We start from the raw sequence: 17,577 nt of genomic DNA on the forward strand, positions 1-17,577 counted from the left end.
TGGGAGATCGTCTCTGCCCGTCAAGCATTCACTGGCAGGATTGTCGTGGCTTTCAGATGGTCCTCCGAGACTCCTTCCTCATCGGATTCATGTTGCACAAGATGTTCCGCCTCCGACCACCATACTGACGCCTGTTCCTGAGTCCACGCTTTAATCTCTAACTGATTCAGAGCACGACTCAATTCTTCAGCCGTCTGAAAACGATCTTCCGGTTTCTTTTCCAGACACTTCAGAATAATGGCTTCCAGTTCGGGTGAAATCCGAGGATTGATTGATGACGGCGGAACCACGGGCTGACTGGCATGTGCGAACATGACCTTGATCGCATTTTCGCCTTCAAATACCGGTTTGCCCGTCAACAGATAATAGACGCTCGCCCCTAACGAATAGATATCAGATCGCATATCCGGCTTTTCATCGCCCGTCACCACTTCCGGGCTGGTATAAAGGGGCGAACCGACCACGGCCCCTTCCATCGTCAGATTCAGAGAATGGTTCTCCGAACGACTGCTGTCTTTCACCAGGCCAAAATCGAGTAGCTTGGCAACATCATACAGACCGCCCCGCTCTGCAGAGAAGATATTGCCCGGCTTGATGTCTCGATGAATCAATCCCTTGTGGTGTGCTTCTGCCAGTGCCGAGCAGACTTGCTTCAATAGATAAACAACTCGCTCCGGAGGCAACGCCCCAAAACGCTCGACGATCTCCTGCAGATTGAGTCCCGGCAGGAACTCCATCACGTAATAAAAGGTTCCCTCTTCCGTATGACCGTAGTCGTAGATCTCAATCGTATTGGGGTGCGTTAAACCAGCGGTGGCCTGTACTTCACTTTCAAACCGCAGCAGAACGTTGCTGTCGTCGACCTTATCACGTCGAATCAGTTTAATCGCACATGGTCGCTTTAGCAGACGGTGCTCTGCCAGATAGACTTCTCCCATGCCTCCACTGCCCACCTGCTTGCGCAGCGTATACATGCCGATACTTTTGGCGTCGAAGGCTTCGCGCCGCAGACTCCCCACACGATACGATCCATATATGGCCGTACTGCCGGCAATCAGCAATAAAATGATCATTTCCGATAAGCCACCGGTATAAAGCACCTCAGAAACCTGCGGTACCTGCATCCCCGTCATCACGGCCCCTGCAATCGGGCTGATGACCATCAGACTCACCACAGAAATCACGCCCCGCAAGGAATTGGGGATAAAGAATCCATACGTGTAAATCAAAATCACCCAGGGAAAGACCGTTCTTAGTGGAAAGGCAAACGCAACTTTCCCGAGCAACACGGGGTCGCAGGCGCATAGTTCACAGAAATGCCACCAGATGAAAAAACCAGCCGGCGCTCCAAAGGTAATCGCTTCACAGATCCGTAAACGAACAATACAAAGGCAGGAGCGGAACCATAGCCAACCGGTAACAGCAAACAGAATGCCTGCCAAAACCGAAAGTTGAATCATGATATGCTTATCGTGCGGCTGGTCAAATTCTCCCAGCCAGACGCCGCGAAGCAAAAATGCCGTCGATGCCAGAGCCAGAAATAGAGACGCCATTCGCAGACGGCTGTGTAAGAGCACACGGCCCTGTTCTTGGAACATGCCGGAACCACGCGAGACCACGCCTGCATGCGGACAAAACTTGCCGGCTTCCTTGATAATTTCCCGTGGATGCAAAACGGACCTCGTTTTCTGGTCCGCTGATGAAGGGGCCTCTTGTTTTGAACTCATCCTCAAAGTTCCCAGCCATGATCGATTTTTAGTTTGGCAACTCTCTGATCAGATTCTGCGAGATATTTGCTCACTCAACATCGACCATTTTTGATCCGCTTGCGGTCGTCAAAGATAACGCACAAGTAGAATCACAGCCGTTGTTTAAAACCCTCAAAACAACTGATCGTAAAGCACAGCATTTAGGCCCTATTATAGGACACGAGAGCGATGATTTATAGTACCTTTTCTCAGTGCCAGGTAAATAAGTCCTCTCCTCTGTAAACTGTTACAGTGTGGGTACTTAGTCTCAATCAGAAATTTTCTGATAACACTCACCCAGATGAACCATCATCTCCAGCGCCAGTAAGTCAGCGCGTGACATCACATGCCGCGAACTGCGATTTCCCAACCCCCGCACAATCACTTCCACGCATTGGAGATGAAATTCCAGAACGTGGCGGGGGGGCAGATTGGCAGCAGACAGTAACTCTGCGATTTGCAGGATTTCTTCTTTGAGACTCCCCGATCCCATAATCACATACGTTCGCAACAGTTCGTGATAGTAATCCTGAACTTCTTGCGGAATCGGAAACTCAACAGAGGTCGCCTCTGAATTCGTTTGTTTCTGACTGTCTCCCAACAGCAAATCGCGTTCAGACTCCTCGAATTCATTCGGATAGGTGAGCGTCTGCAATTCTTCCACCATCGAACGTTGCTGATTCAACAACCGTTCTGCTTCATCCCGCTCCCGAACCAGGCGTCGATGATTGTCGACCTGTAACCGGTGATTCTCTTCGTGCAACTCATGAACCAGCATCGCCCGCTTCATCACCCCCAGCAGCGCCGGAGACTCCCACAACGCCGGTGAGATTAAAACTTCAGCCTGATTTTCACAAGCCGCCAGTACAACCTGGTCATCGGGTGAAGCTAGCATCAGCACGACAGGTTCATGACAGCCACTCATCCGAATCGCATTTAACAATTCCAGTCGAGTCGCTTTGGTCTCAGCGTTCAGTTGCAGCAGAATACAATCAAAGCTGTCATTTCGCAGCAGGGTCAGGGCTTCTTCCGAAGTCGAAACCCACTCTAATCGAGGCTCCGAACAGCCAATGGCATCCAGTCGTAAAGCCAGGCTGACCCAGACAGGTCTCTGCGTACTGACAAACAGTACTTTCAGACGCGGGGGAATTAACTGACGCTGAGATAAGAGCAGGTGTGATTCGTGTGCATCGTTGTCAGAGAGATCTAAATCTGCCGTGTCTCGGGACCTCATCTGACTTTCTGCATCTTCTGCGAATGCAGGGGTCGCTGCCTGATTGATCTTGTCATGCTTCACGCTCATATCCGGACCTGTATAATCAGAGGACTATAAAGGGTCTCAATCAGGACTGTCAATACGAGGTCGATCTCACGACCTGTATTCCAGGCAATCAAAGCAGATCAGCCGTTCTAAAATACCAGCGTTTCCGCGTTGAACACGGGACCTTCCACACAAGTGCGGCGGTAATCCCATTCTTCTTCATTGATCCGTACTTTGGCCACACAACTGAAGCAGGCACCAAACCCGCATGCCATTGGCGTTTCCAGCGACAACCAGCACGAGATCTTGGCTTTCAGTGCCATCTGGCTGACTGCTTCCATCATCGGTTCCGGCCCACAACAGAATATGGTTGCTGGCGGCGCGGAACTATCAATGCGTTTCTGTAACAATTCGGTCACATAACCATGATGTCCAAAAGAACCGTCATCTGTCGCCACTTCGACATCCAGTCCGTCCAGACGAAAATCATCCAGCCCCGCCAGATATTCTTTCGAACGCGCCCCGTAGAGTAAACTGACTTGATCCGGGAATGTGTTCAGAGTCCGCCGCGGCTGTCCATACTCTCGCTGCTTCAATGCTTCGCGGGCTGTCGCCAGAAACGGAGTTTGACCGATGCCGCCTGCCACCATCACCAGTGAGCCACTTCCCGGCTGCGGAAACCCGTTTCCAAGCGGGCCCCAGATTTCCACCTGGTCGCCTGGTTGCCAGTGCGTCATGCGTGCGGTTAATTTGCCAACGACTACATAACCAAAGTCAAAACCAACAGGGGTTCCCGAATCATCGAGGTATGTATCGTAGAGTGCAAACGGACGTCCGAGCAACGGGTCATTTACTCCCGGCTCCCGCACCATAAAGAATTGTCCTGGCAAAATTACATCTGCAATCGGAGGGCATTCCAGCCGCAAGCGATACGTGTCGCGTGCCATCTGTTCCTGTTCTACCACGGTTGCAGAGAGATATTGCGGCGAGGCACAATCACTGAATTCCGAGACAGTTGTCATTTCCGCTTTCCTTGACGCGTTCGCTTCTCTTGAACATCGCCGATGATTCGACGTCCCGAGGATGTTTTCGGACTCGATATTTTCGGGCCTGATGAGGTTGTTCCCCGTTTTTTACCAGCTCCCGCCGGCTTTTTATCATAAGGCTTTTTGTCTGACGTTTTTTTCCCGGCAGCACCACGGGTAGATCGGGATTTTCCGTGCGACACATTTTTTCGCCCCTTACGGTGACGAATCGTGGGAGAATGTTTTTCGTTTAACATCTCCCGCAATTTTTTCAGTTCCCAGTCGGTCAATCGCCGATATTCACCCGTTTTGAGTTTGCCAATATTCAGTGGCCCAAATCGCACGCGCATCAGTTGAATCACTTTATGACCAATGCGTGCCATCATACGGCGAATTTCCCGGTTCTGACCTTCGTGCAGCGTCAGTTCCAGAAATGTACTCTTCCCCTGCTTTTTCAAATATTTCAACCCGGAGACACGAAAGACGCCTTCTTTGAAGCGTACCCCTTTGCGTAACTCGTCCAGTTTTTCGCGTGCTGGATTCCCTGCGACCTGCACCTGATAGGTCCGCGCCACCTTATAACGGGGATGCGCCAGTCTCTCAGCCAGTGCACCGTCGTTCGTGACCAGGATCAAGCCTTCGCTGTTTTCATCCAGTCGCCCAACGGTAAACAGACGCTGGCCATCATTGGGAAACAGATCGACGACTCTTCTGCGCCCAGCCGGATCATTGTTGGTGCAGAGAAATCCCGTCGGTTTATTCAACAGATAATAGCGGCGTGGCTGTAGACGCACTCGTTCGCCATCCACACAGATCACTTGCGATTCCGGATCGACCTTCGCTCCTAATTCGGTGACTGCCTCGCCATCGACGGTCACCCGACCTGTTTCAATGTACTCTTCACAGTGGCGGCGGGAACCCAGGCCAGTCGCAGCAAGAAATTTCTGCAGACGGATTAATTCCGCATCGTTGGTAGGTTGATCCGCATCGGAATCGGATTGAGCAGGTGTACGGGGACTCATGATTTTTCAACTATGGTAAAACGCAACGACAAATAAAAACGGCTTCAGAGCCAGATTTTGTTATACCACAGCCAGAAGACGATACCAATTAGGAAGAACGGATTCTTTTCAGGGATCTCAAATGATTTCGGGAATTTCCGGTATTTCCAGATTTTGCTCTTCAATCACATCCCGCATCCGCTGCAGCGAGCGAATCGTGAGCTGCCTGACGCGCTCGGTACTGATGCCCAGATCATCCGCGATTTCACGAAACTTTTCTGGAGTATCTGATTGATACAATCCAAAACGCCGCTTCAGAATCAGCTGCTCACGTTCATCCAGGGTGTGCAACACCTGCTTTAAGACTTTCTGAATCGAACGGTGATACGATTCATGCGAACGAGGAGTCGAACGAAAATCACTTAACCCCATCGCTGCCGACTCGACACCGCTCACAAAGGTTTTCCGGTATTTCCGACCCTTTTTCGTCGAGCGAAACAGGAAGTTGCGAATCGCCCACGTGCCATAGGTGCTGAAACGGTTGCCGCGATCGATGTCAAAGATCTCGACTGCTCGAATCAACGGCATTTGACCATCGCTCACGATCTCTTCAAAAGAATTCGCGCGATCCGTCAGGCTCTTGGCAATCGAAACTACCAACCGCAAATTCGCCTGAATGATATAATCACGCAATCGATGCGCGTCCTTCAGCTTCTGCTCAATTCGATCCAAGACACCCACACAGGGAGACTTTAAATCGATTGTGTCTCGCAATACGGCAGCTCTGTACTTCAGATAGTTCATGCCCTTGAATAAAATCACTTCCTGCTCTTTTTCCAGCAAAGGCACTGAATAAAGGGGGGCATAGTGAATCGCCACTCCCTCAGATTCCTCATCAATTCCAGGATTTAATTCCAGACAAAGTTTGTGTAACGGCTGCAGAATCTGCTCACCGGCGTCCGCCTGAACGAAATGATCGCTGAAGACATATTCAATTTCCGTGGAGCAAATTTTCTCTGCGCGCTTCTGCAATTCTCGCGTGACACAGTACTTTTTTATCCGGGCTGCTTTTTTGACCGACAGCAACTCGCACTGGCAGGGCTTCGCCTGATCGGCAACCAGCGCACGCGCCCCCAGCTCTGAAAAAGACTCTGACTCTGATGAATTGTCCGCGACGGCACTATACATAAACATAAGCTCACAGAGATTGTTCTTACAGGAAAAGGAAATCTGAAAGACAGATACTCTCCCGCGTATCGTATGCGATATAACCGCATAAAACAATTTTAACAGGCTTTATTGTTTAAATTCAGCCATAATTATATAATAGACACTCCTTAAAGGCTTTAAATGGTTGATGCCTTACCCTGAAGAACAAATGAAAACAGAAATGGAGCAAAGCAAAAGTCAACATGGGACAAAACAGAGTTTTGGGGAAGATTAGAATCGACTCACGGAATCATGCGATAAGAGCCGATCTAGTGAGATAGGGATGTTCTTCCCTTTCACCTCAATTCCACCCGAAAAAGTACACATTTATATCAAATTTCCCATCCCCGGACTCTGATCAGTTCTCTCTGACGTTTGCTAAGTCTATTAAAGAGTTTAGACCTGATGCTATGACTCGCAAATCAGACAGAAATTAGTTAGCATTCCCTATGTTGAGTCTGTGTCAGCATGCTGCATTCTGAATCAGACAAGGGATCGTCTCAAAAAGATCCGAATCAGTTCCCTTAACAACAATGTATTCCTAGAATAGTTATCTCACTCATCTGTGTGATTTCTTCCGGGCCGACTCTGGAGAGTTGTCTAAGAGAAGTTACGCTCAATGAACATACTTAAGCAGGTTGAAAGAACCTTATCTCATGGCAGAACAAACAGTTACAGGTGCTGTGCCTGGAGTCGATCCAGCAGAACTTGAAGAATGGTTTGAATCACTGGACGATCTCATCATCCGGTATGGTAAGGAAAGAGTCAAAAATGTCTTAGCCATTTTGCAGGAACGTGCATACCGTCAGGGAGTGACGATGCCTTTCACTGCAAATACGCCTTACATCAATACAATCCCCCTCGATGAGCAGACTCCATTCCCCGGCAATCGGGAAATTGAGCGGCGAATTAAAAGTATCATCCGCTGGAATGCGATGGCGATGGTGGTGCGTGCCAACAAAGATCACGATGGAATCGGCGGACACATTTCAACCTATGCTTCTGCGGCCACGCTTTGGGAAGTCGGCTTTAATCACTTCTTCCATTCTCGCACAGAAGATCACTCAGGTGATGTCGTTTACTTTCAGGGACATGCTTCTCCCGGCGTTTACGCTCGTGCGTTTGTCGAAGGCCGCTTAACAGAAGAAAACCTGGAACGCTTCCGACAGGAACTGCCACGGGGCGGCGGACTTTCTTCGTACCCGCACCCCTGGTTGATGCCTGACTTCTGGCAGTTTCCGACGGTCTCAATGGGACTTGGTCCCATTATGTCGATCTATCACGCGCGGTTCCTGCGTTACCTGCATAACCGCGGCATCATGGATACTTCCAAATCCAAAGTCTGGTGTTTTGTCGGCGATGGTGAAACAGACGAACCGGAAACATTGGGCGCCATCACACTCGCCTCACGCGAGCATCTGGACAACCTGATTTTCGTGATTAACTGTAACCTGCAGCGTCTGGACGGACCGGTACGTGGAAACGGCAAGATCATTCAGGAACTCGAAGCTGCCTTCCGTGGTGCAGGCTGGAACTGCCTGAAAGTCATCTGGGGCAGTGACTGGGATCACCTGCTCGCCGAAGACGACAACGGCGTCCTTGTGAAACGCATGGGTGAAGTCGTCGACGGTCAGTATCAGAAATACGTCGTCGAACCCGGCTCTTACATTCGCGAGCACTTCTTCGGCGAAAATCCGGAACTGGCGAAAATGGCAGAACATCTTTCCGACGATCAGATTAAACGCATGGGGCGTGGCGGTCATGATCCGGAAAAAGTCTACGCCGCCTTTAATGCCGCCGTGAATCATACCGGATCGCCAACGGTCATTCTGGCTAAAACCATCAAAGGCTACGGTCTCGGTGAAGCCGGAGAAGGTCGCAACGTCGCCCACAACGTGAAAAAAGCCAACGAGGAAGAACTGAGAGATTTCCGCTCTCGCTTCGGAATTCCCATCCGGGACGAAGATGTGAAAAATACTCCCTTCTACAAGCCGGAAGCAAACAGTCCCGAAATGCAGTACCTGCAGAAAAAACGGGAAGAATTGGGTGGCTACCTCCCCAAACGAACACCGACCGAAGAACGCCTCGAAACCCCCACGCTGGAATCGCTTGAGAAATTCATGAACAGCATGGCCGGCAAAAATGGTTCAACCACCGGTGCCTTCGGTATTCTGTTGGGTAACCTGCTGCGTGACAAAGTCATCGGTAAACGCATCGTTCCCATCATCCCCGACGAAGCCCGCACCTTCGGGATGGAAGGCCTGTTTAAACAATGCGGAATTTACGCCAGCCAGGGTCAGCTCTATGAACCAGTCGACCGTGATCAGCTGATGTACTATCGCGAAGCCAAAGACGGCCAGATTCTGGAAGAAGGCATCAACGAAGCAGGTGCCATTTCCTCTTTCATCGCAGCCGGAACGGCTTACTCGAACCAGGGCGTGAACATGATTCCGTTCTACGTCTACTACTCGATGTTCGGTTTCCAGCGCGTCGGTGATCTCGTCTGGGCTGCCGCGGATTCACGCACCAAAGGCTTCCTGGTCGGCGGAACTTCGGGCCGAACCACACTTAACGGAGAAGGACTCCAGCATCAGGACGGACACAGCCATCTAATGGCATCTACCGTCCCCACACTCCTGGCATACGATCCTGCTTACGCCTATGAATTGGCAGTGATCATTCAGGAAGGGATGCGTCGCATGTATCAGGAAGGCGAAGAGATCTTCTATTATCTTTCCGTCTACAACGAAAACTACGAAATGGCTCCCATGCCGGAAGGCGATCACATCGTTGACGGCATCATCAACGGGATCTACAAATTCCGCTCACAAGAAGTGGAAACACCGGCTGTTTCTATGCGTCCGCAACTGTTTGGTAGTGGTCCCATCCTGCGAGAAGTGCTCCGCGCTCAGGAGATGCTGGCAGAGAAATTCAGCATCGCCACCGACGTCTGGAGTGTCACCAGTTACAACCAGTTGGCTCGAAACATCAAAGATGTCGAACGCGAAAACCGTCTGCATCCCGATGCCGAACCGAAGAAATCGTATGTCGAAACGACCTTCGAAGGTGTCCAGGGACCATTCATCGCGTCCAGCGATAATATCAAACTGGTCGCCGATCAGATCCGTGAAGGAATTCCCGGGAACTACTGTGTTCTCGGAACCGATGGGTTCGGCCGCAGTGAGACGCGTGAATCACTGCGACGTCACTTCGAAATTGACGCAGAAAACATCGTCGTCGCAACCCTGGTCTCACTGGCCGAAGAAGGTCAGTTCGATAAATCAAAACTGCCCGCCATCATTAAAGAACTCGGAATTGATCCGGAGAAAGTCAATCCTCGGCTCGCATAACCGGCAGCAGTAATAAAATATTAAAAGCAATCATTAACGGATAGAACGACAAAACTATGGCTACTGAATTTAAACTTCCCGAAGTAAGTGAAGGTGTCGAAACGGCGGATGTCGGGCAAATCTCTGTCGCGGTAGGTGATGCCGTGGAAGAGGGGCAGGTCCTGATGGACATCGAAACGGACAAAGCCGTTGTCCAACTCGAATCCCCCTACAGTGGAACCATCGCCGCCCTGAATGTGGCAGAAGGCGACTCCGTTCCCATTGGTGCGGTTTTGCTTTCAATTGAACAATCAAATGGTGCCCCCGCAGCATCTGCTCCTGAAGCGAAAACGGAAGAACCAGCCAAGCAAGAAGCTCCGGCTCCCGAAACGAAGCCAGAGCCTGAAGCCAAACCAGAACCAGCAGCGCAAGCAGCTCCTGCTGCACCACAACCAGCGGCGACTCCCGCACAGGCATCTGGTTCATCCGATAAAACTCCCGTGCCCGCCGGACCTGCCACGCGGCGTCTGGCCCGCAAACTGGGTGTCGACCTGCATCAAGTCAGCGGCTCGGGCCCCGGAGGCCGTGTCACGCAGGAAGATGTGGAAACCTATGTCAAAAACCTGATCGCCGGCGGTGGCCCTGCTGGCGGCGGTGGCGGTGGAATTGCTGTTCCCCCTCTGCCCGACTTCAGCCAGTTTGGCGAAGTCGAACGCACGAAGATGAAAAAACTCGCGCGTGTCTCTGCTAACAACCTCAGCCTCTCCTGGCAGGTTGTCCCTCACGTCACACAACACGATCTGGCCGACATCACGGACCTGGAAACCGCACGCAAACTGTTCATTTCCAAACCGAACTACTCTGGCCCCAAAGTGACCATGACGGCACTCGCAATGAAAGCCATTGCCATCGCCCTGCATGAGTTCCCTGTGTTTAACTCCAGCCTCGACACACAAACCGATGAAATCGTATTCAAGAAATTCATCAACATCGGTGTCGCCGTGGATACGGAAAATGGTCTGGTCGTCCCCGTCGTTAAAGATGTCGACAAGAAAAACATCATCACCATTGCCCAGGAAATGAACACGCTGGCCATCAAAGCCCGTGACCGTAAACTGGAAATGAGCGACATGCAAGGCGGCACCTTTACCATCACCAACCTCGGTGGACTGGGCGGTACCTCATTCACGCCTATCGTGAACTATCCGGAAGTCGCCATTCTGGGTATGTCCCGTTCCCGGAATGAATTCCAGCTGATAAACGATAATCCCGTGCCGCGCCTGATGCTGCCACTGTCGCTCTCTTACGACCATCGGGTGATTAACGGTGCTGACGCAGCCCGCTTTATCGTACGCCTTTCCAGTTTGCTCTCTGATCCATTCAATCTTCTGGTTGACTGCTAAAGACTAAAACTCGAATCGTATTAAAGCTTAAAACACAAACAGAAGGTGAATGCATATTATGTCTGGATCAGCAACCAGAGAAACGGATATTGTTGTCATCGGTGGCGGTCCCGGCGGATACCCCGCCGCCTTTGATGCCGCCGACAAAGGCTTCAAAGTAATCATGGTCAACGATGACGTCGCTCCCGGCGGTGTCTGCCTGAATCGGGGCTGTATCCCCTCAAAGGCTCTACTGCACGTTGCCAAACTGATCAACGAAACCAGAGAATCGGCCGCCTGGGGTGTGACCTTTGAACCACCCAAAATCGATATCGACCAGTTACGCGAGTTCAAAAACAAAGTCGTCACCCAGTTGACCGGAGGCATCGGACAACTGGCGGGCGCCCGCAACGTCGAAATCGTCAAAGGCTTCGGTCGCTTCAAAGACTCCCATACCGTCGAAGTCAGCAAACAGGATGGTACGACCGAAACCATCGGTTTCAAATATGCCATCGTCGCAACCGGTTCTTCACCCGCCATTCCTCCGGTATTCGATCTGGACGACCCGCGCATCATGGATTCGACCGGTGCGCTCGAACTGGCAGACATTCCGAAGAAACTGCTCGTCGTCGGTGGCGGCTACATCGGCCTGGAAATGGGCAGTGTCTACGCGGCACTCGGTTCCGAAGTCACCGTTGTCGAAATGACCGACGGCCTGCTGCCCGGTGCCGACCGCGATCTGGTACGCCCCTTACAAAAACGGCTGACTGAGAGTTTTGCTGCCATCCACCTGAATACAAAAGTGGAGAAGCTGACCCCCGACCCCAGTGGCATCATCGCCGACCTGAGCGGTGAAGGAGTGGAACCCAAACAGACATTCGATCGCGTGCTGATTTCCATTGGACGCCGCCCCAACAACAAAGGGCTCGGCCTGGAAAACACGAAACTGGAACTCGACGAACGCGGCTTCATCAAAAACGACTCCAACCAGCGCACCGCCGAGCCGCACATTTACGCCATCGGCGATATTGCCGGGGAACCGATGCTGGCCCACAAAGCGACCCGGGAAGCCAAAGTCGCCGTCGATACCATCGCCGGTGAGCCTGCTGAGTTTGATAATATCGCAATTCCCGCCGTCGTCTTTACCGACCCGGAATTAGCCTGGTGCGGCGTGACAGAAAAAGAAGCCAAAGATCAGGGACTCGAAGTCGAAATCACGCGTTTCCCCTGGGCGGCTTCCGGTCGGGCACAAACCTTGGCGCGGACGGAAGGGCTCACCAAAATGATCTTCGACAAGAAAACAGGACGTGTCCTGGGAGTCGGCATCGTTGGTCCTGGTGCAGGCGAACTCATCGCCGAGGGAGTCATCGCTGTCGAAATGGCGGCAGTTGCCGGAGATGTGGCGGAAAGTATTCATGCTCACCCCACCCTTTCGGAAACCATCATGGAAGCAGCCGAAAGCTTCCACGGGCAAGCCACTCATATGTACAAGCCAAAGCGAAAATAATACGATAGATTACAGGCACCGCGTTCGAACGATCGCAGTCGTCTGAATTCCATCACAGTTTGATTGCAGGTTCAAGAACAAAGGGGCGTTGGTGAATGCGATTTCATAAACAATCGACAACGCCTTCTTATTTCAGCCGTCGCGACCAGATTCGACTGTTCCGTCTAGTTGCAGCGATCGGCGTCATTTTCATTGCCATGCATTATGCATCCAAGCCCAGCAACTGGTACTGGCTCACGGGCCGTCCCAAGGATAAACCTGCTGCACAGCAGACCGACGTTTCCCAGAAAGAAATTGACTTCAGCGTCAAACAGGACTCGGCCCTGGAACCGGATGAGTTCCGGTCCGAACCCACCCCGGACATCAAGCCTCCTGAGACCGTGAAGGCACAACTGGAAACTGGGGAATACGATGTACGGGTCGATCCCCGGCTGTTGAACCCGGTCACTGACAGCACACTGGGCATCCGCGACCATGAAGCGAACGCACTCTATTATCTGCTGGCGAAAGCAGCCGCCATCCCCCAGAATATTCTGGAACAGTCGGCTGACCCAGCGCCGCCCTTTGTGGTCATCATGACCGAATCGCCGAAATATCGCGGACAACTCATTACAGTCAAAGGACGTCTCAAACGACTGACCCCACTCAAAGTGAATGAGAATTCGTACGGCATTGAGCATCTGTATGAAGGTTGGTTTTTCTCAAGAGACTCCGGAACGCATCCCTGGCGCGTGCTTTGTACCAAACTACCCAAAGACATCCCGCAAGGCACGAATCTGGAAAATATGCCAGCCGTTCAGATTACCGGTTATTACTTCAAAAAGTACGGCTATCCTTCCGCCGCCGGAAAACTCCAGACAGCCCCGCTATTGATCGCCGGACAAATTCGCTGGTTTCCCCCCGCAGCAGCCGAAACCGCGTCGTCATCGGGCGCTGTCAAATATGTCGTCAGCCTGTTCCTCGCGATTGGTATCGCGCTGGCCTTTATGATCTGGCGATTTACCGTTAACGATCAGCAGTTTTCCCGCAGCAAAACGGCCCGCTTGATGGAACGGCCCGACGTGTCCATGGACAGCCTGAAAGATATCGAAACGGTTGATATCAAAGATGTCCTCAAACAACTGGGACAACAGGATCAGCCCGCTTCTGATAAAACCGATCAGCAGAAACCCTGATTGCGGTTAAGCAACCTGCAGCCGCACGGCTTCATCAATGGCGGCAAACACCACATCACACAGTTGGTGAATCAATTCAGCAGGCATCCCGGGAGCCGGCATTAACACCACCACATCCCCCAGCGGACGAACAATCACGCCCTGCTTGCGCGCCACCAGCGTAACCTGATGCCCCATTCGTTTACTCGCCGGAAAAGCCGCTTTGGTCTCCCGATCAGCGACCAGTTCGATGCCGACCATCGATCCCTTGTGACGCACTTCACCCACATGCGGATGATCTTTGAGCTCGGCTAATCGCTGAGTTAATACCTCTGCGATCTGCTTGACATTGTCTAATGTCTGCTCTGAATCAAACAGTTCGAGCGTCGCCAGCGCGGCAGCACACGCCAGCGAATTCCCGGTATAAGTATGACCGTGGTAAAATGCTTTGTATTCATCGGGTTCCGCATCAAACGCCGAGAAGATTTCGTCGGTGGTCATCGTCGCCGCCAGAGGCAGATAGCCGCCGGTAATACCTTTCGCCAGGCAGAGAAAATCAGGCGTCACGTCTTCCTGCTCACAGGCAAACATCGTTCCCGTCCGCCCCAACCCGACTGCCACTTCATCGGCAATCAACGGGATCCCGTAACGAGCCGTCAATTCACGCACGCGCTTCAGATAGCCCGGAGGATGCATCAGCATCCCGGCTGCCCCCTGCACCAGCGGTTCAATTACAAACGCTGCCAGACGCTCGTGATTCTCAACAATCAGTCGTTCGAGTTCCTGTTCACAGAACTCGAGGTAACCGGCTTTCGTATACTCGGTCGGACGGTGATACGCGCTCGGACAGGGAATCTGCACCGATTCAAACAGCAGTTGGCCGAAGATCTGGTGAAAGATCGAAATCCCCCCCACACTCACCGATCCAATCGTATCTCCATGATAGGCATGCTGCATACAGGCAAACAGAGTACGCGGCTGCGTATCGGGTGTCGCTTTCTGCGCATGATATTGAAATGCCATCTTCAGCGCGATCTCAACCGCCGTTGAGCCACTGTCGGAATAGAAGACCTTTGTCAGTCCCTCAGGCGCCCGTTTGACGAGATCTTCCGCCAACTCGATCGACGGTACACTCGCCAGTCCCAACAAAGTCGAATGTGCGACTTTGTCTAACTGATCTCGAATCGCCTGATCGATCGCCGGCACACGATGACCGTGCACATTGCACCACAGCGAAGAGACTCCATCCAGATACGTCTTGCCGTCCACGTCGGTCAGAAAAAATCCCTCGCCCGACTCAATGATCGGCACACCTTCCTCCCGGTGGGCTCGCATCTGAGTAAAGGGATGCCAGACATGTTCGTTATCGAGAGATCGTAATTCTTCAGACTGCATGAGCGACTCGGAACTATTTAATAAGAGTATTGTATAAACAGAAAGAGCCACGTCGAGGGAGCGTGACTCTTTCACTGAATCTTGTATCTGATGCGGAATTAACCGGGCAGCAGATCGCGAACGACATCGCGTTCGTCACGCAATTCCTGCAATGTGGCATTGAATTTTGCCTGAGCAAAATCATCGTGCTCAATGCCTTCCACGAGTTTCCAGGTGGTGCCATCGCTGGTCAGAGGAAATCCGCAGATCAGTCCTTCATCCACGCCATAGCTTCCATCACTGCAGACAGCAGCACTGAAGCTTTCGCCTAGCGGAGTTGGAGTGATGATGCTTTTGATCGTTCCCAGTGCTGCATTCGCAGCAGAGGCAGCACTGGAAGCACCGCGTGCCGCAATCACAGCCGCACCACGTTTCTGAACGGTTTCGATGAATTCCCCGCGCAACCAGTCGTGGTCTTCAATGATTTCCGGAACGGGAGTTCCATGAATCGTCGCGTTATAGAAATCAGGGAACTGAGTCGCCGAGTGGTTACCCCAGATGTTCATGTTTTTCACAGCGGAAACAGGCTGACCGGCTTTTTTCGCAATCTGTGATACAGCCCGGTTTTCGTCCAGACGTGTCATCGCGTACCAGCGATCGCGGGGTACTTTGGGAGCATTGGCCATGGCAATCAGGCAGTTGGTATTACAGGGATTCCCGACGACCAGAACTCGCACATCATCAGCGGCCGCTGCTTCAATGGCTTTACCGGTGCTGGTGAAAATCGGACCGTTGATGCGAATCAAGTCGCCCCGTTCCATACCTGCTTTACGAGGAATACTTCCGACACAAATCACGAAGTTACAATCCGCAAAGGCATCTTCCAGATGATCGCTGTCCGCTTTCACAACCCCTGCCAGAGTTGGGAAGGCACAGTCTTCCAGTTCCATTTCCACTCCGTCCAGTGCTGACAGCACGGGAGGAACTTCGACGAGATGGAGAATGACAGGCTGATCAGGACCAAAAATTTCCCCGGATGCCAGACGGAACAACATGGCATAACCAATCTGGCCTGCTGCCCCGGTAACTGCAACTCGAATCGGATGATTCATCTCTTAATCACTCCTTAACAATGAATTTTGCTCAGTGAACCTATCTCAAGGTTGAATATTGAAGTTATGACTGTTTTTTTACCTCCCGGCTCGCGGATCAGCAACCGTTCAGAGGCATCAGTTTCCAATTTCTACAGACTCATCCAGATTGAGGAGAAAAAAGGTGTTAAGATAGCCAGCCCTGCTGCATTTTTGCGTCGATTAGAAGCCAGACAGACCTGAATCAGCTTTGTGAGAGAGCAATGCCCCCGATCACCACAACAGCCGCCGCCAGCGAGGCAAACAGGATTTTCACCCAACTGTAAGGACGCTCCCCGTGGACTTCTCCCGTCGCCGCGTTGACCGCCACCTGGTACAGCTTATCCTTATATTTGTAAGTCATCAGCCACAAAGGCAGCAGTAAATGCTTATACGTGATCGCATCGTACTGGCTCTGAATCGAATCAACGCGCTGAGTGTCGCCGCCAATCCGTCTGCAGACATCAGAGTACAGGGCCGCGTCAATCCGTTCTTTCCCTAAGATGAAACCGTCTTCCAGTTCCACATCATAGGTCCGGGCAGTAAACCCTGCCAATAAGGAATGACGAAACGGCACAAGCAGATGCATCGGAAAGGGTTCCAGTTCCCGGATCAATTGTCGCTTTAGCCCACGCGAAGCCAGGATCACGACGTCATCAAAAAAACGCTGAAATTGTCCTGAAGCGGGATACCAGCGCGTCCGTCGCTCCCGTCGACGATTTTTTCCCGTGCCGCGGGTTACATAATAATATTCACCACGCTGACCGCGATAGTGAGTGCTGGTCATACTGTCAAATGTAAAATAAGGCAGATAGACGCCATGAAAGGTTCCCTCGGCCCCTTTTTCCACAAACTCATTAGGAGCAAACCACAACGATTTTACCCAACTGCGCAGATTCTGCCGCGCCACTTCCTGCTCAATCTGAAACGGCAACACCGCATCCACGGGAACGCGTTTGTCAGACGTATGCGCCTTTTCCAATTGAATCGGCGAAGCACAATAAGGGCACTCAGAACTCGTCACCGAATCCACAAACATCAGCGTGGCACCACAGCTTTCACACTGAACCTCCTGCTGATTTTGTCCTTCCTCATCAGACTGCTGCTCCCGTAGTTCCTGCAGGTGCGCCAGCATGCCGTAAAAATCCTGCTCATCGACCGATTCGTCTTCCGAAAAACCGATTGCTTTCTCAAAACCACAATGAGAGCATTTCAAACTTTGCGTCTGAATGTGAAAAACCAGATCCGCGCCACAGCCTTCACAGGGAAAAATTCGTCCTTTGTCATCATCAATCCGTTCTCCCCCTTCCTCAAACGAAGTTTCTTCGAGGAAAATAGGCTCATCTGCATCATGAGGAGGCAAAGGAGGGGGCTGTTGACTCATCGTTCCCTTTCCGGATGGAGTGTCGATCAATAACTCTGACGGCAACCTGATATTCTGGTAACGTAAAACGGCA

The 17,577-nt window shown here is 51.8% G+C and carries 12 protein-coding genes; 4 read left to right on the top strand and 8 right to left on the bottom strand.

Annotated features, from left to right (window positions below; translation table 11 throughout):
• Positions 1–20: 20 nt before the first annotated feature.
• The 5 genes from Pan241w_RS16830 to Pan241w_RS16850 form a co-directional block, all read right to left on the bottom strand.
• A complete protein-coding gene (locus tag Pan241w_RS16830; RefSeq protein WP_145218096.1) occupies positions 21–1,727 on the bottom strand; it encodes a serine/threonine protein kinase in 1,707 nt (568 codons plus the stop codon).
• A gap of 289 nt (positions 1,728–2,016) precedes the next feature.
• The gene (locus tag Pan241w_RS16835; RefSeq protein ID WP_145218098.1) at positions 2,017–3,051 is read right to left on the bottom strand and encodes a DNA-binding transcriptional response regulator; all 1,035 of its coding nucleotides are present in this window, start codon (positions 3,049–3,051) and stop codon (positions 2,017–2,019) included.
• A 107-nt stretch (positions 3,052–3,158) separates the two neighbouring features.
• Positions 3,159–4,031 (bottom strand): dihydroorotate dehydrogenase electron transfer subunit, encoded by an 873-nt coding sequence (locus Pan241w_RS16840; RefSeq protein WP_145218099.1) that lies wholly within the window; start codon positions 4,029–4,031, stop codon positions 3,159–3,161.
• The gene (locus Pan241w_RS16845; RefSeq protein ID WP_145218101.1) at positions 4,028–5,056 is read right to left on the bottom strand and encodes a pseudouridine synthase; all 1,029 of its coding nucleotides are present in this window, start codon (positions 5,054–5,056) and stop codon (positions 4,028–4,030) included. The genes Pan241w_RS16840 and Pan241w_RS16845 overlap by 4 nt, the downstream gene beginning before the upstream one ends.
• Before the next feature lie 117 nt (positions 5,057–5,173).
• On the bottom strand, positions 5,174–6,229 hold the full coding sequence (locus Pan241w_RS16850; protein WP_145218103.1) for a sigma-70 family RNA polymerase sigma factor: 1,056 nt from the start codon (positions 6,227–6,229) through the stop codon (positions 5,174–5,176).
• A gap of 671 nt (positions 6,230–6,900) precedes the next feature.
• Here Pan241w_RS16850 and aceE point away from each other — a divergent pair.
• The 4 genes from aceE (at position 6,901) to Pan241w_RS16870 (ending at position 13,637) form a co-directional block, all read left to right on the top strand.
• Positions 6,901–9,594, top strand: coding sequence for a pyruvate dehydrogenase (acetyl-transferring), homodimeric type (gene aceE / locus Pan241w_RS16855; protein WP_145218106.1), 2,694 nt, complete (start codon positions 6,901–6,903; stop codon positions 9,592–9,594).
• A gap of 56 nt (positions 9,595–9,650) precedes the next feature.
• Positions 9,651–10,976, top strand: coding sequence for a 2-oxo acid dehydrogenase subunit E2 (locus tag Pan241w_RS16860; RefSeq protein WP_145218108.1), 1,326 nt, complete (start codon positions 9,651–9,653; stop codon positions 10,974–10,976).
• 58 nt (positions 10,977–11,034) lie between these two features.
• Entirely contained in the window at positions 11,035–12,462 is a 1,428-nt protein-coding gene (gene lpdA, locus Pan241w_RS16865) for a dihydrolipoyl dehydrogenase (RefSeq protein ID WP_145218110.1), read from the top strand.
• A gap of 95 nt (positions 12,463–12,557) precedes the next feature.
• Positions 12,558–13,637 carry a hypothetical protein gene (locus Pan241w_RS16870; protein WP_145218112.1) on the top strand — a complete coding sequence of 360 codons (1,080 nt, stop codon included), beginning with the start codon at positions 12,558–12,560 and terminating at the stop codon, positions 13,635–13,637.
• Between the two features lie 6 nt (positions 13,638–13,643).
• Here Pan241w_RS16870 and bioA read toward each other — a convergent pair whose 3' ends face one another.
• The 3 genes from bioA to Pan241w_RS16885 all read right to left on the bottom strand — a co-directional run bounded on the left by bioA (position 13,644) and on the right by Pan241w_RS16885 (position 17,504).
• Complete coding sequence (gene bioA, locus Pan241w_RS16875; protein WP_145223423.1) at positions 13,644–15,011, bottom strand: adenosylmethionine--8-amino-7-oxononanoate transaminase; 1,368 nt, start codon at positions 15,009–15,011, stop codon at positions 13,644–13,646.
• Positions 15,012–15,109: 98 nt separating this feature from the next.
• Positions 15,110–16,102 carry a malate dehydrogenase gene (locus Pan241w_RS16880; RefSeq protein WP_145218113.1) on the bottom strand — a complete coding sequence of 331 codons (993 nt, stop codon included), beginning with the start codon at positions 16,100–16,102 and terminating at the stop codon, positions 15,110–15,112.
• A 223-nt stretch (positions 16,103–16,325) separates the two neighbouring features.
• Complete coding sequence (locus Pan241w_RS16885) at positions 16,326–17,504, bottom strand: hypothetical protein (protein ID WP_145218115.1); 1,179 nt, start codon at positions 17,502–17,504, stop codon at positions 16,326–16,328.
• Between the last annotated feature and the right edge of the window lie 73 nt (positions 17,505–17,577).

The organism is Gimesia alba (assembly GCF_007744675.1).
In the GTDB taxonomy this organism is placed as follows: Bacteria; Planctomycetota; Planctomycetia; order Planctomycetales; family Planctomycetaceae; genus Gimesia; species Gimesia alba.

Coding starts and splice junctions, on each gene's coding strand:
- Pan241w_RS16830 (WP_145218096.1), bottom strand. CDS start 1,727: ATGAGTTCAAAACAAGAGGCCCCTTCATCAGCGGACCAGAAAACGAGG.
- Pan241w_RS16835 (WP_145218098.1), bottom strand. CDS start 3,051: ATGAGCGTGAAGCATGACAAGATCAATCAGGCAGCGACCCCTGCATTC.
- Pan241w_RS16840 (WP_145218099.1), bottom strand. CDS start 4,031: ATGACAACTGTCTCGGAATTCAGTGATTGTGCCTCGCCGCAATATCTC.
- Pan241w_RS16845 (WP_145218101.1), bottom strand. CDS start 5,056: ATGAGTCCCCGTACACCTGCTCAATCCGATTCCGATGCGGATCAACCT.
- Pan241w_RS16850 (WP_145218103.1), bottom strand. CDS start 6,229: ATGTTTATGTATAGTGCCGTCGCGGACAATTCATCAGAGTCAGAGTCT.
- aceE (WP_145218106.1), top strand. CDS start 6,901: ATGGCAGAACAAACAGTTACAGGTGCTGTGCCTGGAGTCGATCCAGCA.
- Pan241w_RS16860 (WP_145218108.1), top strand. CDS start 9,651: ATGGCTACTGAATTTAAACTTCCCGAAGTAAGTGAAGGTGTCGAAACG.
- lpdA (WP_145218110.1), top strand. CDS start 11,035: ATGTCTGGATCAGCAACCAGAGAAACGGATATTGTTGTCATCGGTGGC.
- Pan241w_RS16870 (WP_145218112.1), top strand. CDS start 12,558: ATGCGATTTCATAAACAATCGACAACGCCTTCTTATTTCAGCCGTCGC.
- bioA (WP_145223423.1), bottom strand. CDS start 15,011: ATGCAGTCTGAAGAATTACGATCTCTCGATAACGAACATGTCTGGCAT.
- Pan241w_RS16880 (WP_145218113.1), bottom strand. CDS start 16,102: ATGAATCATCCGATTCGAGTTGCAGTTACCGGGGCAGCAGGCCAGATT.
- Pan241w_RS16885 (WP_145218115.1), bottom strand. CDS start 17,504: ATGAGTCAACAGCCCCCTCCTTTGCCTCCTCATGATGCAGATGAGCCT.